The sequence below is a fragment of the Streptococcus oralis genome, from assembly GCF_023109315.1.
Classification (GTDB): domain Bacteria; phylum Bacillota; class Bacilli; order Lactobacillales; family Streptococcaceae; genus Streptococcus; species Streptococcus oralis_BS.
Map to the genome: position 1 here is coordinate 58,860 of NZ_JALDUF010000002.1, position 25,065 is coordinate 83,924.

The following is a 25,065-nucleotide window of genomic DNA, read 5'->3' on the forward strand; positions in this document are numbered from 1 at the left end:
GAGTCTGATATGGAAGTAGAAATTTCTGATTTCACAGGCTGCAAAATTGCCCTCTTTTGTGGTGATAAGCTCTTAACTATCTTACGTGATGACAAATCAAACATTCCATACCCTAATACCTGGGAACTGCCTGGTGGTGGGCGAGAAGGCGATGAAAGTCCTTTTGAGTGCGCGGCGCGTGAAGTTTATGAAGAACTGGGAATTCATCTGACTGAAGATTGTCTGCTTTGGAGTAAGGTTTACCCAAGTATGCTTTTTGAGGGGAAGGAATCCGTCTTTCTAGTTGGCAAGTTAAGGCAGGAACAGTTTGATAGTATCGTCTTTGGCGATGAAGGACAGGGATATAGAATGATGAGCACTGATGAGTTTCTTGGCTCAGATAAGGTCGTGCCCCAGTTGCAGGAGCGAGTGAGGGATTATTTGGAGGAAGTAAAATGATTTTTGCAATTGCAACAACGACGTTAAATAAGGAAGTTAAACGCAAACTAAAAACTGGACAATATTCTAGAGAAGAAGCTACATTCATCTATATGGAATATTTAAAGTTAAAGAAGCAGAGAGAAAGTGGCACGAAAGTAGCTGGGATTTCTATGGCTATTATTTGGGTATTAATGCTTGTTATACCCTTACTGAGTGGTAGAGGTCTCGTACTGCCCCTTTCAGTATATTTTTTATTTTTGATACTGTTTGCAGGAATTGTTCTATTTGTTTATTATCTTATGTTTGGTATTTTTAAACAGCAGATTCATAGCACAATGAAAGAACACTACACAGATGTAATTGAGGAATTTGAGGGTTAGTAAAACAGCGTGTGGAAGAGCATAGAAGTGCTAGTTGAGAGAATGTGTATTTGGAGGTATTAGTATGATTCAGATTGTCCGAGCAGGAGCAGAAGATTTAGAAACCGTAATTGCAATTCAAAGGGCTAGCTTTAAGGCTATCTATGAGAAATATCAAGATGAGTATGATCCCTATCTAGAGGATCGTGAACGAATCAAGTGGAAATTGGTTGAGCGTCCCAATAGCTATTACTACTTTGTGAAAGAAAAGGACGAAAATATCGGATTTTTACGAGTTCAGACCAATGAGGAATTGACGGAGGCTTGGTTGGGAACGGCAGCGATTTTGCCCCAGTATCAAGGAAAAGGTTATGGTTCTGAAGGATTGGAATTGCTGGAAAAGGAATTTCCGACGATTAAACAGTGGGATTTGTGTACGGTATTACAGGATGCGGGCATGGTCGCTTTTTATGAGAAAAACGGCTACCGTCAAACTCATATCGAGCCTGAAAAAGAAGGTATGGATATGGTTTACATGAAAAAATTGATTGACAAATAGAAAGGATGGTTCGGTTAAATTTCTAAACTGAACCCGCCCTAAACACTGTGCCAAAAAGATAAACTTCTCTTAGACACAAGCGTCTTCAGAGAGTTTCCTATTTTGGCTTTGTGTTTTACAGGCTTGGTATCTTAATTATGGAAACATGGCAAGAGTTAAAAGTTACAGTCAAGCGTGAGGGGGAGGAGCTGGTCTCCAACCTCTTGATTGAGTTAGGTGCCCAAGGTGTTGCAATTGAAGACAGCATGGACTATGTGGGGAATGTCGATCGTTTTGGCGAAATTTTCCCAGAGGTCGAGCAGCAAGAAGAAATCGTAGTGACCGCCTATTATCCTGACACGGTTGATGTGGCAGTGGTTGAGACAGAATTACAGACTCGTCTGGCAGAATTGACAGATTTTATGAATCTGGGAGAGGTCAAGATGGGGACGACTGCCTTGGCTGAGGAAGACTGGGCTGATAACTGGAAGAAATATTATGAACCAGCTCGTATTACTCATGACTTGACCATTGTGCCGTCATGGACGGACTATGAGGCGACTGATGGAGAAAAGATTATCAAGCTAGATCCTGGTATGGCCTTTGGTACTGGGACGCATCCAACGACCAAGATGAGTCTCTTTGCCTTGGAACAGGTTCTTCGTGGCGGCGAAACAGTGTTAGATGTGGGAACTGGTTCAGGGGTTCTCTCCATTGCTAGCTCGCTGCTTGGTGCCCAGGAAATCTTCGCCTATGACCTGGATGATGTGGCGGTTCGTGTGGCACAGGAAAATATTGAGCTCAATCCCGGCATGGAAAATATCTATGTAGCGCCAGGAGATTTGCTTAAGGGAGTTGAGATTGAAGCAGATGTGATTGTAGCTAATATCTTGGCGGATATTCTTATTCATCTGACGGACGATGCCTATCGCTTGGTAAAGGACGAAGGCTACCTCATCATGAGTGGGATTATCAAGGACAAGTGGGACATGGTGCGCGAGTCAGCTGAGTCAGCTGGATTTTTCCTTGAAACCCACATGATTCAAGGGGAATGGAATGCCTGTGTCTTTAAGAAGACTAAGGATATTTCCGGTGTGATTGGAGGCTAGAATGCAGCAGTATTTTGTCAAGGGCAGTGCTACATCACCTATCACCATTGAGGACAAGGAAACCAGCAAGCATATGTTTCAGGTCATGCGCTTGAAAGAAGAGGATGAGGTGACCTTGGTATTTGATGATGGCGTCAAGCGCTTGGCGCGCGTGATAGATGTGGAAGCGCGTCAGTTTGAGTTGGTCCAAGAATTAGCGGACAATGTGGAACTGCCCGTTCAAGTCACCATCGCATCTGGCTTTCCCAAGGGAGACAAGCTGGAGTTTATTACTCAGAAAGTAACAGAACTAGGAGCTAGTCAAATCTGGGCCTTTCCTGCCGACTGGTCGGTCGCCAAATGGGATGGCAAGAAACTAGGCAAAAAGGTTGAAAAACTAGAAAAAATCGCCCTTGGAGCGGCAGAACAGAGCAAGCGTAATATCGTTCCAAGTACCAAACTTTTTGAGAAAAAAGCAGATTTTCTAGCTCAGTTTGACCAGTTTGACTCAATTGTAGTGGCCTATGAAGAATCAGCAAAAGAGGGAGAAGCCGCGGCCCTCTTACAAGCAGTCACTGGTCTTGAAAAAGGAGCCAAATTGCTCTTTATCTTTGGCCCAGAAGGCGGTCTCTCACCAGCAGAAATTGAAAGTTTTGAATCTAAAGGAGCTGTTCTTGCAGGACTTGGCCCTCGCATCTTGCGAGCAGAAACAGCCCCACTTTACGCCTTATCAGCCCTTAGTGTTTTAGTAGAATTAGAGAAATAAGAGGAAGAAAATGGAACAAAAACACCGATCAGAATTTCCAGAAAAGGAACTTTGGGATTTAACTGCCCTATACCAAGACCGTGAGGATTTCTTGCGTGCAATCGAGAAAACGCGCGAAGATATCAACCAATTTAGCCGTGATTACAAAGGTAATCTTCACACTTTTGAGGATTTCGAGAAGGCCTTTGCGGAATTGGAACAAATCTATATCCAGATGAGTCATATCGGCAATTACGCCTTTATGCCTCAGACGACAGACTATAGCAATGAAGAATTTGCCAATATTGCCCAGGCTGGGATGGACTTTGAGACAGATGCCAGCGTAGCCTTGACCTTCTTTGACGACGCCTTGGTGGGTGCAGACGAGGAAGTCTTGGACCGTTTGGGTGAGCTGCCACACTTAACGGCAGCCATTCGTCAGGCCAAAATCAAAAAAGCCCACTACCTAGGTGCGGATGTGGAAAAGGCATTGACAAATCTGGGGGAAGTTTTCTACAGTCCACAGGACATTTACACTAAGATGCGAGCTGGGGATTTTGAAATGGCTGACTTTGAAGCCCATGGCAAGACCTACAAAAATAGCTTTGTGACCTATGAAAATTTCTACCAAAACCATGAGGACGCTGAGGTTCGTGAGAAATCTTTCCGTTCCTTCTCAGAAGGACTACGTAAGCACCAAAATACGGCTGCCGCAGCCTATCTAGCACAAGTTAAGTCTGAAAAACTATTGGCAGATATGAAAGGCTATGACTCAGTATTCGACTATCTTTTAGCTGAGCAGGAAGTAGATCGTGCCATGTTTGACCGCCAGATTGACCTCATCATGAAGGACTTTGCGCCAGTTGCTCAGAGATACCTCAAGCATGTTGCCAAGGTGAATGGCCTTGAAAAGATGACCTTTGCTGACTGGAAATTGGACTTGGATAGCGCCCTCAATCCTGAAGTCAGCATTGATGATGCCTATGATTTGGTCATGAAGTCGGTAGAACCATTGGGTCAAGAATACACCCAAGAAATTGCCCGCTACCAAGAAGAGCGCTGGGTTGACTTTGCTGCCAATAGTGGTAAGGATTCAGGTGGGTACGCAACGGATCCATATCGTGTGCATCCTTATGTCTTTATGAGCTGGACAGGTCGATTGAGTGATGTCTATACCTTGATTCATGAGATTGGGCATTCTGGTCAATTTATCTTCTCAGACAACCACCAAAGTTACTTCAATGCCCACATGTCGACCTACTATGTCGAAGCGCCTTCAACCTTCAATGAATTGCTCCTCAGTGATTACTTGGAACACCAGTCTGACGACCCTCGTCAAAAACGCTTCGCTCTTGCCCACCGCTTGACAGACACCTATTTCCATAACTTTATCACCCACCTCTTGGAAGCAGACTTCCAGCGTAAGGTTTATACATTGATTGAAGAGGGTGAAACCTTTGGAGCAAGCAAGCTCAACAGCATTATGAAAGAAGTCTTGACAGATTTCTGGGGAGATGCCATTGAGATTGATGACGATGCGGCACTCACTTGGATGCGCCAAGCTCACTATTACATGGGCTTATATAGCTACACTTACTCGGCAGGACTTGTCATCTCGACTGCTGGTTACCTTCATCTGAAAAACTCTGAGAATGAAGCTAGAGATTGGCTCAATCTTCTCAAATCAGGTGGTAGCAAGACACCACTTGAGTCAGCCATGCTTATCGGAGCGGATATCTCAACAGACAAACCACTTCGTGATACAATTCAGTTCTTGTCAAACACAGTTGACCAGATTATCTCCTACAGTGCTGAGTTGGGAGAGTAAAGAGGATTTAGGATAAGGATATGAACAGAGAATGGCTTTTTGATAAGTTGCTAGAAATGTAGAGGTATTGACCATGTATCAAGAGTTACTCAGAAAAATAGCAGAAGAAAAACCGAGCTATCGTCAAGAAGAACTCCAGTGGTTACTTGATCACTTAGGGGATCCCAATCCAGAGATTCGTGATGAATTGGTTTTTACTAGTTTGGCTAGAGGGATTCAGGAATAGCTATTTACACAGGATCAATTTCATTTCATTGCTGAAGTGGTCTCATCTGATGGAGGACTAGATAAAGAGATTGATAAGATAGGCCTGTCAACACTTGAACGTTCTTTTAGGGCGCTTATTTATGCAAATCTTTTGTCTGCGGATGCCAACCAGCAATCGATTTTCTATCAGAGATTAAAAGCAGAAATTAGTAATGTTCTTTTAAATCAAGGCTTGCACTATCTTTCAAAAGAACAGGATACAACAGGTTCTTCAAGTCAGTATGGTTGGGTTCACGCTTTTGCGCATGGAGCGGATTTATTGACTGAAGTCGTTTGTCATCCAGATTTTCCTAAAAACAGAGCCCATGAAGTATTTGATGTACTTGGTCAATTATTTAAAAGAATTACCATTCGTTTTACAAATGATGAGGATTGGCGTTTAGCGAGAGTGATCTATGAACCTATTTTACAAGGGAAGTTGGAGCAAGAGCAAGTAGCCTCTTGGATAAAAACTGTTGATTTTCCGATAGAAGAAAGGGAAGATTTTTATAAATTTTCCAACTTCAGATCCTGTTTGTTGGAAGTCTATGTTCAACTTGACCAGAGAAATAGTTTACAAGATGACTTGAAACAAGCTATTCAATCTTTTCAGTACCAGGGATTGGCAGTTATATTTATTAAAATAATGAAGCAATAAAAAAGAGACTAGAATTTTCCCAGCCTCTTTTATGTATTTTAATGGAATTGCATACCACCATCAACGATAATGGTTTGTCCTGTAATGTAGTTTGAATCTGGTCCTGCAAGGAAGCTGACAGCTGCAGCCACATCTTCTGGTTCAGATAGGCGTTTTAGGGTAATATCTTTTGCAAATGTCTGCATACCCCACTCGTCATCTTTTCCTGCATTTTTACCAACTTCATGAGCGATATCGTACATCATTGGTGTTTTAACAATACCTGGTGCATAGGCGTTAACAGTGATGCCTGAGTCTGCTAAATCACGTGCTAATGTTTGCGTAATTCCACGAACAGCAAATTTTGTTCCACCATAAACAGTTAGATTTGGATTTCCGACTACACCAGCTTGAGAGGTTGCGTTGATAATTTTACCTCCGTGACCAAGTGCCTTAAATTGTGCTTGTGCAGCTTGTGAACCCCAAATGACACCACCAACGTTGATACCGAAAGTGCGTGTAAATTGTTCCTCAGTGATTGTATCAAGAGGAGTAGTTGGAGCGACACCAGCGTTATTTACGACAACATTCAAATCACCAAAATGGTCAACAACCTGTTGAAATGCTTGGGCAACTTCAGCTTGTTTCGAAACATCGGCTACGACAGCGAAGGCATTTTCAGCTGATAATTCGGCAACAGCCTTTTCAGCTGTTTCGGGATTGTAGTCTAAGACTCCTACCTTAAAGCCATCTTGAACCAATCGTTTTGCGATTGCAAAACCGATTCCTTGACCTGCACCTGTGACAATAGCAACTTTAGACATATGATTCCTCCTTGGTATCCACGATACCATTCAAACGTTCATAAAAGAACAGCAAAGTTGTAAAAATTAGTTCAAATTAGGGATTGAATAACCTATTTGAACTATGTTGATATTATATACCTTTAGAAAAAATGTTTCAAATAAGCACTACCGTTTTTATAGAATTCTAACCTGAAATTTCCAGTCAATTTTCTTGAAACCCTTTCCTTATTTTGATAGACTAATACATAGTTTGAAAAAAAGGAGACTTATCATGAAAAAATTTGTTGCTGAATTAATCGGTACATTTATGCTTGTGTTCATCGGAACAGGAGCTGTTGTTTTTGGGAATGGTGTTGAAGGTGTTGGGCACCTTGGGATTGCTCTTGCTTTTGGTTTGGCAATCGTAGTTGCAGCTTACTCAATTGGGACGATTTCAGGTGCTCACTTGAACCCAGCGGTTTCGATCGCTATGTTTGTAAACAAACGTTTGTCATCTTCTGAGCTTGTAAACTACATCCTTGGACAAGTAGTTGGAGCTTTCCTTGCGTCAGCTGCAGTATTCTTCCTCTTGTCTAACTCAGGCATGTCAACTGCTAGTCTTGGTGAAAATGCCTTGGCAAACGGTGTCACTGTCTTTGGTGGTTTCTTGTTTGAAGTCATCGCAACTTTCTTGTTTGTCTTGGTTATCATGACGGTAACATCAGCAAGCAAAGGTAATGGCGCAATCGCTGGTTTGGTAATCGGTTTGTCATTGACAGCCTTGATCCTTGTGGGATTGAACATCACTGGACTTTCAGTAAACCCAGCTCGTAGCTTGGCTCCTGCTGTCTTGGTAGGTGGCGCAGCCCTTCAACAAGTTTGGATTTTCATCCTTGCCCCAATCGTTGGTGGTATTCTTGCAGCCCTTGTTGCTAAAAACTTCCTTGGAACAGAAGAATAATTGAAATTCAAAAAGCCTTGCTCCTCAGTTTGAGGAACAGGGCTTTTTCGTATCTGTTTAGCGGTTGTCAATTTTCTCTGGATAAAGGTCGTGTTGAAAGAGGCGTTGTTCTGCCAATCCTTCATACTTAGTTCCAGGTTTACCGTAGTTGTAGTAGGGGTCGATTGAGATGCCACCGCGCGGAGTGAATTTTCCCCATACCTCCAAATAGCGAGGGTCTAGTAGATTGACCAAGTCTTTCCCGATGGTGTTGATACAGTTTTCATGAAAATCTCCATGATTTCGATAGCTAAAGAGGTAGAGTTTGAGGGATTTTGACTCGACACAGAGCTTGTCAGGAATGTAGGAAATATAAATGGTCGCAAAGTCTGGCTGAGCAGTGATTGGGCAAAGCGAGGTAAATTCAGGACAGTTGAATTTGATGAAATAGTCATTTTCAACATGACGATTGTCAAAGGATTCGAGGACTTCTGGTTGATAGTCAAAAATGTAGTTGGTTTCTTTGTTGCCGAGGAGGCTAAGGTTTTTCATTTCTTCTTGTTGTGACATGATTTTTTCTTTCTAATTTAAACACCACGTTGGTTGTCGTAGAGGAGGGTATGAAGTTGAGGAAGGACGCGGACATTGCCCCAGCTATCGTCAGCAGCGACGCGTTCCCAGAGTTCTTTGAGGCGATCTAGTTGGTCTTGGACAATATTGCCTGTAGCCTTGGGCTCAGGATTTCCAGCCGATAAGAAGAGGACATCTGGTTGGTAGCGTTCTTGAATCCCTTTAGCAAAGGCCAAATCAGCATCATCAAAGACAGGAATTTTAAAGGTGACCTTGTCTGGATCTAGTTGGGAAACGATAAAGTCCAAGGTCTCGAAGTTGATTTCCATCTTGGATGAAGGAGGCTTGGGACTCAGGGTGACCTGATCGATATCTTTTAACCAATTTTGCCAGCGGGAGCCTTGGGTCTCAACTGCCAGAGTGACACCACGTTCCTTGAGCTTAGTGACCAGTTCAGCCATGTTAGCTGCTAGGATAGCAGGATTTCCCCCAGATAGGGTAACGTAGTCGTAGCTTCCTAGTTTGTCTAAGGCAGAAATGACTTCGTCAGCGGTCATGCGAGTTGGTTTTTCAGAACCATCCCAAGTAAAGGCAGAGTCGCACCAGTCGCAGTGGTAGTCGCAACCAGCAGTGCGGACAAACATGGTTTTCTGCCCAATAGCACGGCCTTCACCTTGAAAGGTTGGGCCGAAAATTTCCAGAACTGGTAGTTTGAGGACACGTTCCCTAGTCATCTAACCACTCCCGTCTAAACTCCGCAAAGGCAGTCGGAGTTTCATAGAGGCGAACGTATTCCAAACGGAGACCGCGCTCGTCAGGCAACTCTTGACTCATGGTTTGGAAAATCCAGTAAACCATATTTTCAGCAGTCGTGTTCATATAAGGCAGAGTTTCATTGAGATAGCGATGATCCAAATGGGGCTCTAAGTAGTTCTTGTAGATGGCTTTGATATCTCCGAAATCGTAGGTCATGCCCCGTTCATCTAAAAATCCACTGACAGCGATTTGTAAATGATAAGTGTGGCCGTGCAGGGACTTGCATTTTCCCTCATAGTGAAAGAGGTGGTGGGCAGCATCAAAGGTAAATTCTTTTGATACCAAGGTTCTGTGAGGATTGTAGACCAGAGACTCGCCAGTTTCTTGTTTGATTTCTTTGGGTGCAAAAAACATTAGCCCTCTCCTTTCTGTGAGAGATAAACATCTAAACCATGCTGACGTAGATGGCAGGCTGGGCAATCTCCGCAGCCACTACCGATAATCCCATTGTAGCAGGTCAAGGTCTTCTCACGAACGTAGTCAAAGGCACCAAGTTGGTCGGCTAACTCCCAAGTTTCAGCCTTGTCTAGCCACATGAGAGGTGTTTGGATAACAAAGTCGTAATCCATGGCAAGGTTGAGAGTAACATTGAGGGATTTGACAAAGACATCCCGACAATCAGGGTAGCCTGAGAAATCTGTCTCGCAGACACCTGTCACGATATCTTTAATGCCTCGTTGCTTGGCAAGAACTGCCGCAAAGGAAAGAAAGAGGTGGTTGCGGCCGTCAACAAAGGTATTGGGAATCTCTCCCTCTTTTTGCTCGATCTCCAGATCAGAGGTCAGGGCATTTTCAGTGATTTGTCCCAGCAGAGACATATCTAAGATGTGATGACGAATGCCTTGTTCCTTAGCGATTTCTCTAGCAACTTGAATTTCGAGATGATGGCGTTGGCCGTAGGCAAAGGTGACGGCTTCGACTGTTTCATAGTGTTCTTTAGCCCAAAAGAGGCAGGTTGTGGAATCTTGACCGCCGCTAAAGACGACCAAGGCTGATTGACGTTTCATAGTACTCCTTCCAAAATGGGAAATGTTCAGAGCACGCAAAAAGCTCCCTTGAGGGGAGCTAAAAAATACCAATTAGAGGTTTTTTTTAGCGATGGCATGTCCCAAACATCGTAATATTCTACCTACAGTCTAGCATATTTTTTGAAAAATGGCAAAGGGCAAGAAAAAAAGAGACCAAATGAAGCACTTGGTCTCTCGTTTGATTAGCTCAATTCAGCAACGATGGCTTTGATTTGTTCTGCAGTGTGTACTCCAGCAACTTGTTTCACCACTTGGCCGTCTTTTTTGAAGAGAAGGGTTGGGATAGACATGATTCCAAAGGCACGAGCTGTGTTTGGATTTTCATCAACGTCCATTTTGACGATTTTCAAGACATCTTCTGAAAGTTCTTCAGACAATTTATCCAAGATTGGACCTTGCATACGACATGGGCCACACCAAGTTGCCCAGAAGTCTACCAAGACCAAACCGTCTTTTGTTTCTTGTTCAAATGTTGCATCTGTAATTGCTTTTGCCATTGTATTTCTCCTTTTTTAGTTATATTGGCTTAAATCTTGTTTCATGAGATAGAAGAAGACATCTCCATAAGTCCCATGGTAGTCCAAATCATGACCATTGTAGGTCAATTTTTGAACTGGGTAATAGTCTGCGACACCGATAAGGCAAGCTTGTTGAGAACGTTCAAAGTCTTGGTAAGACTCGAACGTCATGGTTCTCTCTTGTTTGCTGGTGTCTAGATAGGTAATTTCGATCATATTAAACTCCTTTGTTCGATCTTGACTTTATTGTACTCCTTGAAAAGAGGAATGTCAAGAAAAATGATTGCGCACGCAACTTTTTTAAAAAATACTCATTAAGGCAAGAAATCAAGACTGGTTTCCAATCTTTCTTCGACAGCTTTTTGTAGATAAGCCAGAGTTGTTTGTCCCTCGTCAGTCAGGCAGATAAAACTAGCCCGTCTATCCTGGTCGCAACATCTGCGACTAAGCAAGCCACAGTTTTTCTCTTCTAACCTAGCCACCATTCGAGAAACAGCGCTCGGACTGAGATGGAGTTTATCAGGTAAATCAATCTGCCGTAAGGATTTTTCATTAGCTAGGTCCAGATAGTAGAGCAGGTAAAACTCTTTCAAGGTCAACCTTTGTTCACTCTGCTGGGCAATAGTTTCTTCCAACAAGGCTTCCATTTCCTTTTGACGGCGGTTGTAGTCAAACCACTTTTCCAAATAAGTCATTGCTTTCTCCTTTCTTTTCAAAGTAAAGTCACAAAGTCATTACTGACTGTCTCTACAATACAAGATGATTGCGCATGCAATGATTATACTACTTTTAACTAATCCTTGCAAGAGAGAAGAATTTCAATATTTCCTTGAAATTTTCTGAAAAAAGAGTAAACTGGTATGCAAGAAGTTTATTTCATGGAGTTTAGGATGAAATTATATGTTCAATTAATGATTCTCTTTGTGATTTCTCTAATCGGTGAGGGAATCTCCAGTTTCTTTCATCTGCCCATCCCAGGCAGTATTATCGGTTTGATTATTCTCTTTCTAGCCCTGCAGTTCAAGTGGCTAAGGACCAGACACGTCAACATGGTCGGGAATTTCTTGCTGGCCAATATGACTATTCTCTTTTTGCCGCCAGCAGTGGGAATCATGGAAAAGTTCGATGTGATTGCTCCCTATCTCTTGCCCATTGTTTTGATTGTTTTTTTTGCGGCTGTCATCAACATTATCCTCATCGCCCTAGTGGTTCAGTTTATCAAGAGACGATTTGAGGGAGATTATGAGAAAGGAGATGCCAAATGAGCGAATTTGTATCCAATCCTCTATTTGGGATTGCATTATCTATCCTAGCTTATCTAGTGGGAATGCTGATTTACAGACGTTTTCCTCATCCATTGACAACGCCCCTGCTTTTGTCAGCTATTTTTATCATTATTTTCCTTAAGGCGACGGGTATTTCTTATCAAGATTATTACCAAGGTGGGGTTTATCTGAACAACTTGATTGTTCCATCGACCGTGGCTCTAGGGATTCCGCTCTACAAGAGTTTTCACTTGATGAAGCACCATGCTCGGAGTATCCTCTTTGGTAGTCTGTTAGCAGTAGTTGTCAACACTAGCTTCACTGCCATAGTAGCGAAAATATTTGGCATGGACTTTTTCCTAGCCATTTCTCTCTTTCCCAAGTCAGTGACAACTGCTATGGCAGTGGGGATTACAGAAAAATTGCAAGGTCTGACCACTGTGACCTTGGTTGTCGTAGTGGCGACTGGGATTTTAACCAGTGTGATCGGGCCAACCCTTTTGAAGTGGTTGAAGATTGATGATCCAGTGGCTGTCGGACTCTCCCTTGGAGGAACAGGCCACGCAGTCGGAACGGGAACAGCCTTTCGATACGGCTCGGTAGCAGGAGCCATGGGTGGCTTGGCTATCGGTGTCACCGGTATTCTCTACGTCTTTGTCAGCCCTATCGTAGCCAGTTTGATATTGAGTTAAAGAAAAACCCAGCTTTCTAGCTGGGCATTTTTTATTGCAAGTTAACCTTGTTTTTTAAGATATAGTAGGTACCGAGATAGTAGATAGCCGATAAAAAGAGATCGCGTAAGATTTCTGTACCAATCATCATGTTAAAGTTATTTTCAATTCGGAAAAAGAGAGAAACATAACCAATGACGATGGCAATGACGATATAGGCTAGAATCCCCATAGCTGTTCGATACTCATTAAAGAGTTGCCCGATTGAGATGGAGAGGTAAATGGATAAAATCCATGTAATCGAACCGACAAATAGTGATAGGGCATATAGCCAGCCGTAGCTGAGGTAAGGGGAAATGAAGTTATAGAGAACAGTGAAGTCTTTTTCTATTGGTGTTAAGAAGAAGATAATCAATACACTCAGGATAAAGACGATATAGCTTAAGATGGACCAGACAAGACCTCCTAAGAGTTTTGCGATGATGATTTGGTGCTCAGAGACAGGTAGGGTCAGGGTCAAATACCCTTGGCGGTCATAAACACTCCCCTTGAATCTTCGGATGATTAAAAAGATTGTTGCAATCCAAAGAGTGACGCTGAGTCCTCCAAAGACTAGTACCAAAAAGAAGATGAAATAAACAGCGTTGTTAGAATTGTAACTCTGGCTAAGGCTACCAAGAAAAGCTCCAATCAAAACTGAAATTGCAAGCACAGCTCCGTAGAGCGCTAAATACCATTTATTGACATTTTTAAATTCATAACGAACTAGATTCCAAAACATAATAATCTCCTTTGCTTAGGCTTTAAATTCCTGGCGGAAGAGCTGGTCAATTGATTCACCTGACTCGTAACGAATATCATCAACATTTCCTTGGCGGACGACTTTTCCGTCTTTGAGGAAGATGATCTCATCCAAGATTGGCTCAATATCTGAAATCAAGTGGGTTGAAATCAGCACCGTAGAGGTTGGTGAGTAGTTATTGATGATGGTATTGAGGATATAATCACGGGCAGCTGGATCCACGCCTCCGATTGGTTCGTCCAGAACGTAGAGGCGGGCTTCACGGCTCATAACCAAGATGAGTTGGACCTTTTCCTTGTTCCCTTTTGATAGTTTCTTGAGGCGACTGTTTTCATCAATACCGAGATCGGCTAAAAGGTGTTGGGCTTTTTCGAGATTGAAATCCTGGTAGAAGGTTTTAAAATAGGTTAGAGCATCCTTAACCTTCATCTCTTCATTGAGGTAGGTTGTGTCTGGCAGATAGGAAACGATCGCCTTGGTAGCAGGACTTGGATCCTGTCCGTTAATGAGGACACGTCCTTTATTTGGTTGAAGGAGGCCATTGATCAGTTTGATTAGGGTTGTTTTCCCGGATCCGTTTGGTCCAAGGAGCCCGACAATCTTTCCGGCTGAGATCTCTAGTGAGATATTGTCAAGTGCCGCAGTTGCTCCATATGATTTTGTTACATTTTCAAGTGCTAGTAGTGTCATAGTCTTAAACTCCTTTAATATAGTCGCTTAATACATTTGGCAGTTCTTCTTTTTTGTAGCCAAATTGAAGCATGCAAGAGACGAAGTGTTGCAGTTGCTCCTCGGAAAGTTGTTTGCGGGACTGAAGGATGAGGTCCAAATCCTCGGTGACAAAACGACCAGTTGTCCGCTTGCTGTATACAAATCCTTCACGTTCGAGGTCAGACAAGGCGCGCTGAATGGTATTAGGATTGACCCCAGCCTCGCTCGCCAAATCTCTCACGGTAGGGAGCTGTTGATTGGGTTCCAGTTCATGGGAAACAATCTGTAGTTTGATTTTTTCCATAATCTGTAAATAAATGGGTTTTGTATTATCAAATGACCAGGACATCATAGTCTCCTTTCTTTATCTTTGTTGTTCTAATTAAATAATACAATAAAACAAAAAAACTTGTCAAGTAAAAATAAGAATTGTTTTGGGAATTGCTCAAAAAATGGTATAATGAAAAGAAAACGACAAGGAGGGAAATGCATGCGTTGTCCAAAATGTGGGGCTACCAAGTCTAGTGTTGTTGATAGTCGACAAGCCGAAGAAGGAAATACCATCCGTCGAAGACGTGAGTGCGACGAGTGTCAGCATCGTTTTACAACCTATGAACGAGTAGAAGAAAGAACGCTGGTTGTCGTCAAAAAAGACGGTACGCGAGAACAGTTTTCGCGAGATAAAATCTTTAATGGGATTATCCGCTCAGCCCAGAAGCGTCCTGTGTCAAGTGATGAAATCAACATGGTGGTCAATCGTATTGAGCAAAAACTCCGTAGTCGCAGTGAGAATGAGATCCAAAGTGAATATATTGGGTCTTTAGTCATGGAAGAATTGGCAGAGCTTGATGAGATTACCTATGTTCGTTTTGCCAGTGTTTACCGTAGCTTTAAGGATGTGAGTGAGTTGGAGAGCCTGCTCCAGCAGATCACCCAGTCCTCAAAAAAGAAAAAGGAAAAATAGATGAAGCCAAATGACCGTTTTTCTTTTCTAAAGAATAATCGGGTGTCGCAGGATACCTCTTCTCTGGTGCAGTGCTACCTCCCGATTATCGGTCAGGAGGCACTGAGCCTCTATCTATATGCCATTACCTTTTGGGATGGTGGGCAAAAGGAACACCTTTTTGCCAATATTCTTAATCATTTGAATTTCGGGATGAATACGCTCCTCCAGTCTTTTAAAATCTTATCTGCTTTGGACTTGTTGACTCTTTACCAGAAGGGGGAAGTCTATGAATTGCAGCTTCATTCTCCCCTTTCCAGTCAGGAATTTCTAAGTCATTCTGTCTATAGCAGATTATTAGAGAAAAAGATTGGGGATACAGCTGTTTCTGCTATGAAGCAGGCTCCAAGTGAGGGAGAAGCACTCTCGGTTTCTTTGAGTCAAGTCTTCCCAACCCTGACTGAAGAAGTGACACCAATCGAGTCAAAAAGCAAGTTAAAAAATGATTTTGACTTGGAACATTTTCAGCGCCTGATGGCTCGAGATGGCTTGCGTTTTGAAGACGAACAAACGGATGTTTTGGAATTGTTCGCCATTGCAGATGAAAAAAAATGGACCTGGTTTGAAACTTATCAATTAGCCAAGGCGACAGCGGTGGCTCAGGTTATTTCAGTCAAACGCATGCGTGAAAAAATAGCACAAAAACCAGCATCTTCTGACTTCAGCCCCAAAGAAATGACCATTATCAGGGAAGCCAAAAATAAAACTCCCTTGCATTTTTTAGCGGAAATCAAGCAAACGCGTAAGGGAAACATCACCCAGAGTGAGCGAGAACTCCTTCACCAGATGGCGTCTTTAGGCTTGTTGGACGAAGTCATCAATATCGTCTTGCTTCTAACCTTTAACAAGGTTGATTCGGCTAATGTCAATGAAAAATATGCCATGAAGGTCGCAAATGACTATGCTTATCAAAAAATTCGGACAGCAGAAGAGGCTGTGCTTCGGATTCGAGAGCGTCAGCAAAAAGGGCAAGAAGACCAGAAATCGAAAACTAGCTCGACTAAGACAAATGTTCCCAAGTGGAGCAATCCAGAATATAAAAATCAAACCAGTGAGGAAACTCGTCTGGAACTAGAACGCAAAAAACAAGAAATGTTAGCCCGATTAGAAGAAGGAGGAGACTAGATGGAAAGTGTGGGTGACGTTATCAAACGTCAGACAAGTCGTTTTCAGTATCAGGACCTAGTCCAGCAGATTATGAAAGACCCAGATGTGGCGGCTTTTATCCAGAAAGAATCCCTCAGTCAAGAGGAGTTAAATCGTAGCATCTCCAAGTTCAATCAATATATCACAGAACGGGACAAGTTTCTTCGAGGGGATGCGGACTATATAGCGCGTGGCTACAAGCCCATCTTGGTTATGAATCACGGATATGCGGATGTGTCTTATGAAGAAACACCAGAACTAATCGCGGCAGAAAAAGAGGCTGCAATTAAGAATCGTCTTAAGTTGATCAATCTACCAGCAAGTCTCAAGAAAGCGAAGTTAGCTCAGATTGACCTGGATGATCTAGGACGTTTACCGATTTTTGAGAGACTCTATTCCTTTGTTGACCTTTACCCAAGCATCCGAAAGGGCCTCTATCTTTACGGAGATTTTGGTGTTGGTAAGAGTTTCATGATGGCGGCCTTAGCTCACGACCTATCTGAAAAACGTGGGGCCTCAACGACGATTCTCCACTATCCAAGTTTTGTCATTGATGTGAAAAATGCCATCGGTGAAGGATCTGTGAAGACCTTGGTGGATGACATCAAGTTAGCAGAAGTCTTGGTCTTGGATGATATTGGTGCAGAGCAGTCGACACCTTGGGTACGTGATGAGATTCTCCAAGTCATTCTTCAGTACCGCATGCAGGAAGATTTACCGACCTTCTTTACTTCCAACTTTAATTTTCAAGATTTGGAAAAACATTTTGCTAAAGGAAAGAATGGAAATGACGAGACTTGGGAAGCTAGACGGGTCATGGAACGAATCCGTTATTTGGCTGAGGAGACAAGACTAGAAGGAGAAAATCGCCGATGACAGAAACCATTAAACTGATGAAATCTCATACTTCAGTTCGTCGCTTTAAGGAGCAAGAAATTCCTCAAGCAGACTTGGAAGAGATTTTGACTGCTGGGCAAATGGCGTCATCTTGGAAAAATTTCCAATCCTACTCTGTGATTCTTGTGCGCAGTCAAGAGAAGAAAGATGCTCTTTATGAATTGGTTCCGCAGGAAGCCATTCGCCAGTCAGCAGCCTTTTTGCTCTTTGTTGGTGACTTGAACCGAGCTGAAAAGGGAGCAAGACTTCACACGGACACTTTCCAACCTCAAGGGGTAGAAGGTCTCCTTATCACGTCTGTGGACGCGGCTCTTGCTGGTCAAAACACCTTGCTTGCGGCTGAGAGTCTGGGATATGGTGGTGTTATCATCGGTTTGGTCCGTTACAAGTCAGAAGAAGTGGCAGCGCTTTTTAACCTGCCTGACTATACCTACCCAGTTTTTGGGATTGCCCTTGGCGTGCCAAATCAACAACATGAGGTCAAACCAAGACTGCCTTTGAACCAAGTGGTATTTGAAGAAGAATACCAAGAACAGCCTGTAGCAGCGATTTTGGATTATGACCAAGTACAGGCGGACTATGCTGGTGCGCGTGCGACGACCTCTTGGAGTCAGCGTTTAGCAGAGCAGTTTGGTCAAGCCGAACCTAGTTCAACTCGAAAAAATCTAGAACAGAAAAAGTTATTGTAGAAAGTGAGAAAACATGGCCTTACCAACTATTGCCATTGTGGGACGTCCCAATGTTGGGAAATCAACCCTATTTAATCGAATCGCTGGTGAGCGGATCTCAATCGTAGAAGATGTCGAGGGTGTTACACGTGACCGTATCTATGCAACGGGTGAGTGGCTCAATCGTTCCTTTAGTATGATTGATACTGGAGGGATTGACGACGTCGACGCTCCCTTTATGGAGCAAATCAAGCACCAAGCAGAAATTGCTATGGAAGAAGCTGACGTCATCGTCTTTGTGGTGTCTGGGAAAGAAGGAATCACGGATGCAGATGAGTACGTAGCTCGCAAACTCTATAAAACCCATAAACCTGTTATCCTCGCGGTTAACAAGGTTGATAATCCTGAGATGCGAAATGATATCTATGATTTCTATGCTCTGGGCTTGGGTGAACCTCTGCCAATTTCGTCTGTCCACGGTATCGGGACAGGGGATGTGCTCGATGCCATCGTGGAAAATCTACCAAATGAAGTTGAAGAAGAAAATCCAGATGTGATCAAATTTAGCTTGATTGGCCGTCCTAACGTAGGAAAATCCAGTTTGATTAATGCCATTTTGGGAGAAGACCGCGTGATTGCTAGCCCTGTTGCTGGAACGACTCGCGATGCCATTGATACCCATTTTACAGATGCGGATGGCCAAGAGTTTACCATGATTGATACAGCTGGTATGCGTAAGTCTGGTAAAGTCTATGAAAATACGGAGAAATACTCTGTCATGCGTGCCATGCGTGCCATTGACCGTTCTGACGTGGTCTTGATGGTTCTCAATGCCGAAGAAGGTATCCGTGAATACGACAAGCGTATCGCAGGTTTTGCCCACGAAGCAGGTAAAGGGATGATCATCGTGGTCAATAAGTGGGATACCCTTGAGAAAGACAACCACACCATGAAGAAATGGGAAGAAGATATCCGTGAGCAGTTCCAGTATCTGCCTTATGCGCCGATTGTCTTTGTATCCGCTCTTACCAAGCAACGTCTCCATAAACTGCCTGAGATGATCAAGCAAATTAGTGAAAGTCAAAATACCCGTATCCCATCAGCTGTCTTGAACGATGTGATTATGGATGCCATTGCCATCAACCCAACACCGACAGACAAAGGAAAACGCCTCAAGATTTTCTACGCAACCCAAGTGGCAACCAAGCCACCAACCTTTGTCATCTTTGTCAATGAAGAAGAACTCATGCACTTCTCTTACTTGCGTTTCTTGGAAAATCAAATCCGCAAGGCTTTTGTCTTTGAGGGAACACCGATTCACTTGATCGCGAGAAAACGCAAGTAAGCTATGCTTGTTTTCACACAAAAATAAACTAAAAGAAGGCTATGAGGTCTTCTTTTTTCTATCAAAGGAGTAAAAAGGCTTGTCAAATCGGGGACAAAATCTGTCATCAAAATTCAGTCAATTTCCTAATTTTTGTAATCTATTTGTAATGAAAATGCACTTTCTTTGTAAAAATCAAAATGCTATAATTCCTTAAATCAATTTTCCTTTATCAGGGAGGTTATTATGAAAAGAAGCAGATTATTTAGAAATAGTTTGTTGGTTCGCTTGCTTGGGTTACTGATGGTCTTTCTCTTCTTGTCAGCATTCACAGCACCTGAAAAACCTGAGTACGGGATTTATGACCCAGATCATTATTTAACAGATGAGACTATTCGTCTGATTCGGGGATTGAATAATGTCAATAGTAAAAAATCAGAAAAATTCCAAATGGGCGTTTTCGTTGTGAAAAGCCTAGATGGAGAAACAATCGAAACAGTCGCCAACGAAACAGCTAGAGCTTGGAAGATTGGCTACTCGGGAGATAACAATGGTGCCTTGGTCGTCATAGCAGTCCAAGATAGAAAATCACGGATTGAAACCAGTAATAATGTGGCCGGTAAAATCACAGACTATCAGACCAATAGATTTTTGAAAACAGCACGACCTTACTTTCAAAAGGGAGACTACAGCAATGGAGTTCTTTCTATAGCAAACAATCTCAACTACATGTTTTATAGTGGATCGAGTACGACTGCTTCAAGTTCTAGAAGTAGTTACGACTATGCTACTAATTCTAGTCGTCTAAGAGAAATTGAAAAGTATACAGCTGAGAGTCGATCTTCAAAACGGAACCGAAAAAGCAGTTCGAGCGACGGAGTTATCGGATTTGGAGTTCTCATTTACTTCATCGTGATGATTATCGGATTTCTATTTGGTGGTCGTGGTGGTTCACGTGGAGATGATTCTGGCGGTGGCTGGTGGAGCGGTGACTCATCAGACTCAGGTTCCTCTTGGTCTGATTCGGGCTCCTCTTGGTCTGACTCAGGCTCCGACTCATCTGGAGGCTGGGACGGCGGTGGCTTTGATGGCGGTGGTTCGTCTGATGACTGGTGAGTGATCATATATTGTTCAAACTAATTTCTCCGTGCAGTAAGGTGACTCCTTTGCAAGAGTTCACTCCTTAATTAAAAATAAAAACAAAGTTTGAGAAATTGATTTAAAATCTGAGTATTTTCTCAGAAAAGTTGATAAAAGAAAGTGTTAAGGTTTTGATATGAAACAAAATAAAGTAATTCTCTCAATAGTGGCGATCTTTTTTGGACTACTAGTTCTGGGAAGTTGTTCCGCAGTGACGACCTATAATGGTCTGGTTGGTGAACAGACTAAAGTGGAGCAGGCTCAGGCCGATGTCTCGACAGCCCTCCAACGTCGTTCGGACTTGATTGGTAACTTGGTGGAGTCTGTTAAAGGACAAATGAATCATGAAACCGAAGTCTTTACCAAGATTGCTGATGCTAGAGCTAAAATCGGTAGTAGCTCAGTAACTTCGGAAGAAAACCAAAAGGCTCAGGGAGAGTTGAGCTCTGCTCTTTCCCGCTTGATTTCCTTGACGGAGAATTATCCAGAACTCAAGAGCAATCAAAATGTTGAGCAACTAATGGTCGAACTTTCAGGAAGTGAAAATCGTATCTTTGTAGCACGCAAGGATTATAATAAAGTCGCAGCCGAGTACAATCAAAAGTTGAGACGTTTCCCAACCGTGCTTTTTGCGAATATGATGAACTTTAAAGAAGCTGAAACCTTTAAAGAAACAGAAGAAGCCAAGACAGTTCCTAAGGTCGATTTTGGAACATCTTCATCCAGTCAATAAAGTGAATCAGCCTATGAATAAAGGAATTTCTCTAGTATGACTAGTGATTTCAAACCGAACCTGGAAAGCTTTTTCCAGGTTTTTTTGGTATAATAAAAGGTAAGAGACAGTGACTGAAATGGAGGTTTGCAATGGAAAAAATAAAAGCCTTTCTTGAAGCGCACTACAAGAGATATATCCTTACGATTTGCTTTCTCTGGTTCCTCATGTTTTTTCTTCCTTGGGATTGGCAAATAGGAGGAGTTTCAGTATATTATTTCGTTATGAAAAAACTCTTTATGTTTTTTGGTGTTTTATCCATCCTATACTCCGTATTAATTAAAAAAATCAGCCTTCTCATCTTTGGCATCATCTCTTGCTTGGCCTTCTGGATCAATCTCTTTTGGTATTTTGGGATATTGCCTGCATTCTTGGGAAATTAAATATTAAAAATTGATGGACTAGACTAGCTTCTAGCCCTTTTCCCCTTGTAAAACAAGGATTCTTTCTTGAAAAATAATGGTAAATATGCTAAAATGAAAAGAACATTCTAAAATATTCAGAATCTAAAGTAAGGAAAATCATGGCTAATATTTTAAAAACAATTATCGAAAATGATAAAGGAGAACTTCGTCGTCTAGAAAAGATGGCTGATAAGGTTCTTAACTATGAGAGCCAAATGGCCGCAATGTCGGACGAAGAACTAAAAGCAAAAACTGACGAATTTAAAGAACGCTACAATAAGGGGGAATCACTTGATTCGCTGTTATATGAGGCTTTTGCGGTAGTCCGTGAAGCAGCAAAACGTGTCCTTGGACTTTTCCCTTATAAGGTTCAGGTCATGGGTGGGATTGTTCTTCACCATGGTGACGTTCCAGAGATGCGTACTGGTGAAGGGAAAACTTTGACAGCGACCATGCCAGTTTACTTGAATGCCTTGGCTGGTCAGGGTGTCCACGTAGTTACAGTCAATGAATACCTAACAGAACGTGACGCGACTGAGATGGGTGAGCTTTACTCATGGCTCGGTCTGTCAGTAGGGATCAACTTGGCAGCTAAATCTCCAATGGAGAAAAAAGAAGCTTACCTTTGCGATATTACCTATTCAACTAACTCAGAGATTGGTTTCGACTACCTTCGTGACAACATGGTTGTTCGGGCAGAAAACATGGTACAGCGTCCGCTTAACTATGCCTTGGTCGATGAGGTTGACTCGATCTTGATCGATGAAGCTCGTACTCCTTTGATCGTTTCAGGTGCCAATGCAGTTGAGACTAGCCAACTCTACCACATGGCGGATCATTTTGTGAAGTCTTTGGACAAAGATGACTATATTATTGACATTCAGTCTAAGACGATTGGTTTGTCTGATTCTGGGATTGACAAGGCTGAGAGCTATTTCAAACTGGAAAATCTCTATGATGTCGAAAACGTAGCTCTTACCCATTTTATCGATAATGCCCTTCGTGCCAACTATATCATGATTCTTGATATCGACTATGTGGTTAGTGAAGAACAAGAAATCTTGATCGTCGACCAATTTACAGGTCGTACCATGGAAGGTCGTCGTTACTCTGACGGCTTGCACCAAGCGATTGAAGCAAAAGAGGGTGTGCCAATCCAAGATGAGACTAAGACTTCAGCTTCTATCACCTACCAAAACCTCTTCCGTATGTATAAGAAATTGGCAGGTATGACAGGTACTGGTAAAACAGAAGAAGAAGAGTTCCGCGAAATTTACAACATTCGTGTTATCCCAATCCCAACCAACCGTCCAATACAACGTATCGACCACTCAGACCTTCTCTATGCCAGTCTTGATGCGAAATTTAAGGCTGTAGTTGAGGATGTAAAAGTTCGTCACCAAAAAGGTCAGCCGGTCTTGGTAGGTACAGTTGCAGTTGAAACGAGTGACTTCCTTTCTAAGAAACTGGTAGAGGCGGGTGTTCCTCACGAAGTCTTGAATGCGAAGAACCACTACAGAGAAGCGCAAATCATCATGAACGCTGGTCAGCGTGGCGCAGTTACTATTGCAACCAACATGGCCGGTCGTGGTACCGATATCAAGCTTGGCGAAGGGGTTCGTGAACTTGGTGGTCTTTGCGTCATTGGTACAGAGCGCCACGAAAGTCGCCGTATTGATAATCAGCTTCGTGGACGTTCAGGGCGTCAAGGGGACCCAGGTGAGTCACAATTCTACTTGTCTCTTGAAGATGATTTGATGAAACGTTTCGGTTCAGAACGTTTGAAAGGTGTCTTTGAACGCCTCAACATGTCTGATGAAGCCATCGAATCTCGCATGTTAACGCGTCAAGTTGAAGCAGCTCAAAAACGTGTCGAAGGAAACAACTACGATACTCGTAAACAAGTCCTTCAATACGATGACGTTATGCGTGAACAACGTGAAATCATCTATGCACAACGTTATGATGTCATTACAGCAGACCGTGACTTGGCACCTGAAATCCATGCTATGATTCGTCGTACCATTGGCCGAATCGTAGATGCGCATGCTCGTTCGAAAGAAGATGAGAAATTGGAAGCCATCTTGAATTTTGCCAAGTACAACTTGCTTCCAGAAGATTCAATTTCTCTTGCAGACTTAGCTGGTCTGTCAGATCAGGCCATCAAAGATGAACTGTATCAACGTGCATTGAAGGTTTATGATAGCCAAGTTGCCAAACTTCGTGATGAAGAAGCAGTGAAAGAGTTCCAGAAGGTCTTGATTCTACGTGTTGTAGACAACAAGTGGACAGACCATATCGATGCTCTTGACCAGTTGCGAAATGCTGTTGGTCTTCGTGGATATGCCCAAAACAACCCTGTTGTAGAATATCAAGCAGAAGGTTTCCGCATGTTTAATGACATGATTGGATCGATTGAATTCGATGTAACTCGCTTGATGATGAAAGCACAAATCCACGAACAAGAACGTCCGCAAACTGAACACAATATCAGTACAACTGCGACTCGTAATATCGCAGCGCAGCAGGCTCAGCTTCCAAAAGATGTGGACTTGAGCCAAATTGGACGAAATGATCAATGCCCATGTGGCTCTGGTAAGAAATTCAAGAACTGTCATGGTAAGAGACAATAATATGAGATAAGATACAGGCGGATACCTGGTAAAAGTCATTTTTTGCTTGGTGTCCGTTTGCTTTATAAGGAGATGAATCATGGTATTTACAGCTAAAAGTCCTAAAATTAACATTGAAGAAGTTCGAGCCTTGTCTAAATTAGAGGGGGCGGCTCTTGCGAGAAAAAACCAACGTGATCAGGAATTGGAAGCCATCATCCGTGGGGAAGACCAGCGTATTCTCTTGGTGATTGGACCATGTTCATCTGATAATGAAGAGGCGGTTCTCGAGTATGCCAAGCGTCTATCTGCTTTGCAAGAAGAGGTCAAAGATCGTATTTTTATGGTCATGCGTGTCTATACGGCTAAACCTCGTACCAATGGAGACGGATATAAGGGCTTGATTCATCAACCAAATGCTAAAGAAGCACCTAGCTTGATCAATGGAATCAAGGCTGTTCGTCATTTACATTACCGCGTTATTTCTGAGACTGGCATGACAACAGCGGATGAGATGCTTTATCCTGAAAATCTTCCGCTAGTGGATGATTTGATTTCTTATATGGCTGTTGGAGCCCGTTCTGTAGAGGATCAACAGCACCGTTTTGTAGCGAGTGGAGCAGACTTTTCAACAGGATTTAAAAATCCAACATCTGGAAATCTTAATGTGATGTTTAACGGGATTTATGCAGCGCAAAATAAACAGAGTTTCCTCTTTCTTGGTAAAGAGGTGGAAACAACAGGGAATCCATTGTCCCACGCAATTCTTCGCGGTGCCTTGAATGAATACGGGAAAAATATTCCTAACTACTACTATGACAATTTGATGGATACCATTGCCCAGTATGAAAAGATGGGCTTAGAAAATCCCTTTATCATCATTGATACCAATCATGACAATTCAGGCAAGCAGTACATGGATCAAATCCGTATCGTTCGTCAGACCTTGATTAACCGTGACTGGAATGAGAAAATCAAGAAATACGTTCGTGGTTTTATGATTGAGTCCTATCTAGAAGATGGACGTCAAAATGAACCTGAAGTTTTTGGTAAGTCCATTACAGATCCGTGTCTAGGCTGGAACAATACTGAAGCACTTGTTCGCGAAATCTACCAAACGCTAGGAGAATAA

The 25,065-nt window shown here is 42.7% G+C and carries 30 protein-coding genes and 1 pseudogene; 20 read left to right on the top strand and 11 right to left on the bottom strand.

The genetic code is table 11. The annotated features are described in order from the left end of the window. Nucleotides 1-9: 9 nt before the first annotated feature. The 7 genes and pseudogenes from M1F74_RS02970 (at nucleotide 10) to M1F74_RS03000 (ending at nucleotide 5,882) form a co-directional block, all read left to right on the top strand. On the top strand, nucleotides 10-438 hold the full coding sequence (locus tag M1F74_RS02970) for an NUDIX hydrolase (protein WP_247946247.1): 429 nt from the start codon (nucleotides 10-12) through the stop codon (nucleotides 436-438). Beyond that, nucleotides 435-800, top strand: coding sequence for a hypothetical protein (locus M1F74_RS02975; RefSeq protein WP_000575306.1), 366 nt, complete (start codon nucleotides 435-437; stop codon nucleotides 798-800). The genes M1F74_RS02970 and M1F74_RS02975 overlap by 4 nt, the downstream gene beginning before the upstream one ends. A 64-nt stretch (nucleotides 801-864) precedes the next feature. Continuing rightward, the gene (locus M1F74_RS02980) at nucleotides 865-1,338 is read left to right on the top strand and encodes a GNAT family N-acetyltransferase (protein WP_000614821.1); all 474 of its coding nucleotides are present in this window, start codon (nucleotides 865-867) and stop codon (nucleotides 1,336-1,338) included. 137 nt (nucleotides 1,339-1,475) lie between these two features. Continuing rightward, complete coding sequence (gene prmA, locus M1F74_RS02985) at nucleotides 1,476-2,426, top strand: 50S ribosomal protein L11 methyltransferase (RefSeq protein WP_220107147.1); 951 nt, start codon at nucleotides 1,476-1,478, stop codon at nucleotides 2,424-2,426. Between the two features lies 1 nt (nucleotide 2,427). Continuing rightward, complete coding sequence (locus M1F74_RS02990; protein ID WP_001188217.1) at nucleotides 2,428-3,171, top strand: 16S rRNA (uracil(1498)-N(3))-methyltransferase; 744 nt, start codon at nucleotides 2,428-2,430, stop codon at nucleotides 3,169-3,171. Nucleotides 3,172-3,181: 10 nt separating this feature from the next. Continuing rightward, on the top strand, nucleotides 3,182-4,978 hold the full coding sequence (gene pepF, locus M1F74_RS02995; RefSeq protein WP_247941362.1) for an oligoendopeptidase F: 1,797 nt from the start codon (nucleotides 3,182-3,184) through the stop codon (nucleotides 4,976-4,978). A 73-nt stretch (nucleotides 4,979-5,051) separates the two neighbouring features. Beyond that, a pseudogene (locus M1F74_RS03000) lies at nucleotides 5,052-5,882 on the top strand (DUF2785 domain-containing protein). Nucleotides 5,883-5,920: 38 nt separating this feature from the next. On the opposite strand, the gene M1F74_RS03005 reads toward M1F74_RS03000, so the two are convergent. Further along, a complete protein-coding gene (locus tag M1F74_RS03005; RefSeq protein WP_000048148.1) occupies nucleotides 5,921-6,685 on the bottom strand; it encodes a (S)-acetoin forming diacetyl reductase in 765 nt (254 codons plus the stop codon). A gap of 253 nt (nucleotides 6,686-6,938) precedes the next feature. Here M1F74_RS03005 and M1F74_RS03010 point away from each other — a divergent pair, with 253 nt between their 5' ends. Further along, on the top strand, nucleotides 6,939-7,607 hold the full coding sequence (locus M1F74_RS03010) for an MIP/aquaporin family protein (RefSeq protein ID WP_096422628.1): 669 nt from the start codon (nucleotides 6,939-6,941) through the stop codon (nucleotides 7,605-7,607). Nucleotides 7,608-7,664: 57 nt separating this feature from the next. Here M1F74_RS03010 and queF read toward each other — a convergent pair whose 3' ends face one another. From queF to M1F74_RS03045, 7 genes are all read right to left on the bottom strand, one after another. Beyond that, complete coding sequence (queF, locus tag M1F74_RS03015; protein ID WP_000082579.1) at nucleotides 7,665-8,156, bottom strand: preQ(1) synthase; 492 nt, start codon at nucleotides 8,154-8,156, stop codon at nucleotides 7,665-7,667. A 17-nt stretch (nucleotides 8,157-8,173) separates the two neighbouring features. Beyond that, the gene (gene queE, locus M1F74_RS03020) at nucleotides 8,174-8,890 is read right to left on the bottom strand and encodes a 7-carboxy-7-deazaguanine synthase QueE (protein WP_033630105.1); all 717 of its coding nucleotides are present in this window, start codon (nucleotides 8,888-8,890) and stop codon (nucleotides 8,174-8,176) included. Beyond that, complete coding sequence (gene queD, locus M1F74_RS03025; RefSeq protein ID WP_000464575.1) at nucleotides 8,883-9,326, bottom strand: 6-carboxytetrahydropterin synthase QueD; 444 nt, start codon at nucleotides 9,324-9,326, stop codon at nucleotides 8,883-8,885. Before queD ends, queE begins: the two co-directional genes overlap by 8 nt. Beyond that, nucleotides 9,326-9,979, bottom strand: coding sequence for a 7-cyano-7-deazaguanine synthase QueC (gene queC, locus M1F74_RS03030; protein ID WP_049520423.1), 654 nt, complete (start codon nucleotides 9,977-9,979; stop codon nucleotides 9,326-9,328). The genes queD and queC overlap by 1 nt, the downstream gene beginning before the upstream one ends. Before the next feature lie 203 nt (nucleotides 9,980-10,182). After that, a complete protein-coding gene (gene trxA, locus M1F74_RS03035; RefSeq protein ID WP_001029581.1) occupies nucleotides 10,183-10,497 on the bottom strand; it encodes a thioredoxin in 315 nt (104 codons plus the stop codon). A gap of 15 nt (nucleotides 10,498-10,512) precedes the next feature. Next, nucleotides 10,513-10,734 (bottom strand): DUF4649 family protein, encoded by a 222-nt coding sequence (locus tag M1F74_RS03040; RefSeq protein WP_000570267.1) that lies wholly within the window; start codon nucleotides 10,732-10,734, stop codon nucleotides 10,513-10,515. Between the two features lie 98 nt (nucleotides 10,735-10,832). Next, nucleotides 10,833-11,213 (bottom strand): MarR family winged helix-turn-helix transcriptional regulator, encoded by a 381-nt coding sequence (locus M1F74_RS03045; RefSeq protein ID WP_247946248.1) that lies wholly within the window; start codon nucleotides 11,211-11,213, stop codon nucleotides 10,833-10,835. 195 nt (nucleotides 11,214-11,408) lie between these two features. On the opposite strand from M1F74_RS03045, the gene M1F74_RS03050 reads away from it, so the two are divergent. Together M1F74_RS03050 and M1F74_RS03055 are read left to right on the top strand one after the other, a co-directional pair. Next, nucleotides 11,409-11,783 carry a CidA/LrgA family protein gene (locus M1F74_RS03050; protein ID WP_000781325.1) on the top strand — a complete coding sequence of 125 codons (375 nt, stop codon included), beginning with the start codon at nucleotides 11,409-11,411 and terminating at the stop codon, nucleotides 11,781-11,783. After that, nucleotides 11,780-12,475 carry an LrgB family protein gene (locus M1F74_RS03055; protein ID WP_001288935.1) on the top strand — a complete coding sequence of 232 codons (696 nt, stop codon included), beginning with the start codon at nucleotides 11,780-11,782 and terminating at the stop codon, nucleotides 12,473-12,475. Before M1F74_RS03050 ends, M1F74_RS03055 begins: the two co-directional genes overlap by 4 nt. A gap of 31 nt (nucleotides 12,476-12,506) precedes the next feature. On the opposite strand, the gene M1F74_RS03060 is transcribed toward M1F74_RS03055, so the two are convergent. Genes M1F74_RS03060 through M1F74_RS03070 form a run of 3 tightly spaced genes read right to left on the bottom strand, consistent with a single transcriptional unit; the run spans nucleotide 12,507 to nucleotide 14,316 of the window. After that, nucleotides 12,507-13,235 (bottom strand): ABC transporter permease, encoded by a 729-nt coding sequence (locus M1F74_RS03060; RefSeq protein WP_049537143.1) that lies wholly within the window; start codon nucleotides 13,233-13,235, stop codon nucleotides 12,507-12,509. Between the two features lie 15 nt (nucleotides 13,236-13,250). Continuing rightward, nucleotides 13,251-13,946, bottom strand: a complete 696-nt coding sequence (locus M1F74_RS03065) for an ABC transporter ATP-binding protein (protein WP_000173187.1) — start codon at nucleotides 13,944-13,946, stop codon at nucleotides 13,251-13,253. A 4-nt stretch (nucleotides 13,947-13,950) separates the two neighbouring features. Continuing rightward, nucleotides 13,951-14,316 (bottom strand): GntR family transcriptional regulator, encoded by a 366-nt coding sequence (locus tag M1F74_RS03070; RefSeq protein ID WP_084853274.1) that lies wholly within the window; start codon nucleotides 14,314-14,316, stop codon nucleotides 13,951-13,953. Between the two features lie 141 nt (nucleotides 14,317-14,457). On the opposite strand from M1F74_RS03070, the gene nrdR reads away from it, so the two are divergent. The 10 genes from nrdR to M1F74_RS03120 all read left to right on the top strand — a co-directional run bounded on the left by nrdR (nucleotide 14,458) and on the right by M1F74_RS03120 (nucleotide 25,065). Beyond that, nucleotides 14,458-14,931: a transcriptional regulator NrdR gene (gene nrdR / locus M1F74_RS03075; RefSeq protein ID WP_001203678.1), complete on the top strand. Its 474-nt coding sequence runs from the start codon at nucleotides 14,458-14,460 to the stop codon at nucleotides 14,929-14,931. After that, nucleotides 14,932-16,095: a DnaD domain protein gene (locus tag M1F74_RS03080; RefSeq protein WP_212576519.1), complete on the top strand. Its 1,164-nt coding sequence runs from the start codon at nucleotides 14,932-14,934 to the stop codon at nucleotides 16,093-16,095. Continuing rightward, nucleotides 16,096-16,992, top strand: coding sequence for a primosomal protein DnaI (gene dnaI / locus M1F74_RS03085; protein ID WP_007521157.1), 897 nt, complete (start codon nucleotides 16,096-16,098; stop codon nucleotides 16,990-16,992). Next, nucleotides 16,989-17,702: an NADPH-dependent oxidoreductase gene (locus M1F74_RS03090; RefSeq protein WP_212576518.1), complete on the top strand. Its 714-nt coding sequence runs from the start codon at nucleotides 16,989-16,991 to the stop codon at nucleotides 17,700-17,702. The genes dnaI and M1F74_RS03090 overlap by 4 nt, the downstream gene beginning before the upstream one ends. 13 nt (nucleotides 17,703-17,715) lie before the next feature. Further along, entirely contained in the window at nucleotides 17,716-19,026 is a 1,311-nt protein-coding gene (gene der / locus M1F74_RS03095) for a ribosome biogenesis GTPase Der (protein ID WP_061419629.1), read from the top strand. A gap of 225 nt (nucleotides 19,027-19,251) precedes the next feature. Continuing rightward, nucleotides 19,252-20,121, top strand: coding sequence for a TPM domain-containing protein (locus M1F74_RS03100; RefSeq protein WP_247946249.1), 870 nt, complete (start codon nucleotides 19,252-19,254; stop codon nucleotides 20,119-20,121). A 160-nt stretch (nucleotides 20,122-20,281) separates the two neighbouring features. Further along, nucleotides 20,282-20,878, top strand: coding sequence for a LemA family protein (locus M1F74_RS03105; RefSeq protein WP_247946250.1), 597 nt, complete (start codon nucleotides 20,282-20,284; stop codon nucleotides 20,876-20,878). Nucleotides 20,879-21,009: 131 nt separating this feature from the next. Further along, nucleotides 21,010-21,300, top strand: a complete 291-nt coding sequence (locus tag M1F74_RS03110; protein ID WP_247946251.1) for a hypothetical protein — start codon at nucleotides 21,010-21,012, stop codon at nucleotides 21,298-21,300. A 140-nt stretch (nucleotides 21,301-21,440) separates the two neighbouring features. Next, nucleotides 21,441-23,954 carry a preprotein translocase subunit SecA gene (secA, locus tag M1F74_RS03115; protein WP_247946252.1) on the top strand — a complete coding sequence of 838 codons (2,514 nt, stop codon included), beginning with the start codon at nucleotides 21,441-21,443 and terminating at the stop codon, nucleotides 23,952-23,954. A gap of 79 nt (nucleotides 23,955-24,033) precedes the next feature. Then, complete coding sequence (locus M1F74_RS03120) at nucleotides 24,034-25,065, top strand: 3-deoxy-7-phosphoheptulonate synthase (protein ID WP_009730451.1); 1,032 nt, start codon at nucleotides 24,034-24,036, stop codon at nucleotides 25,063-25,065.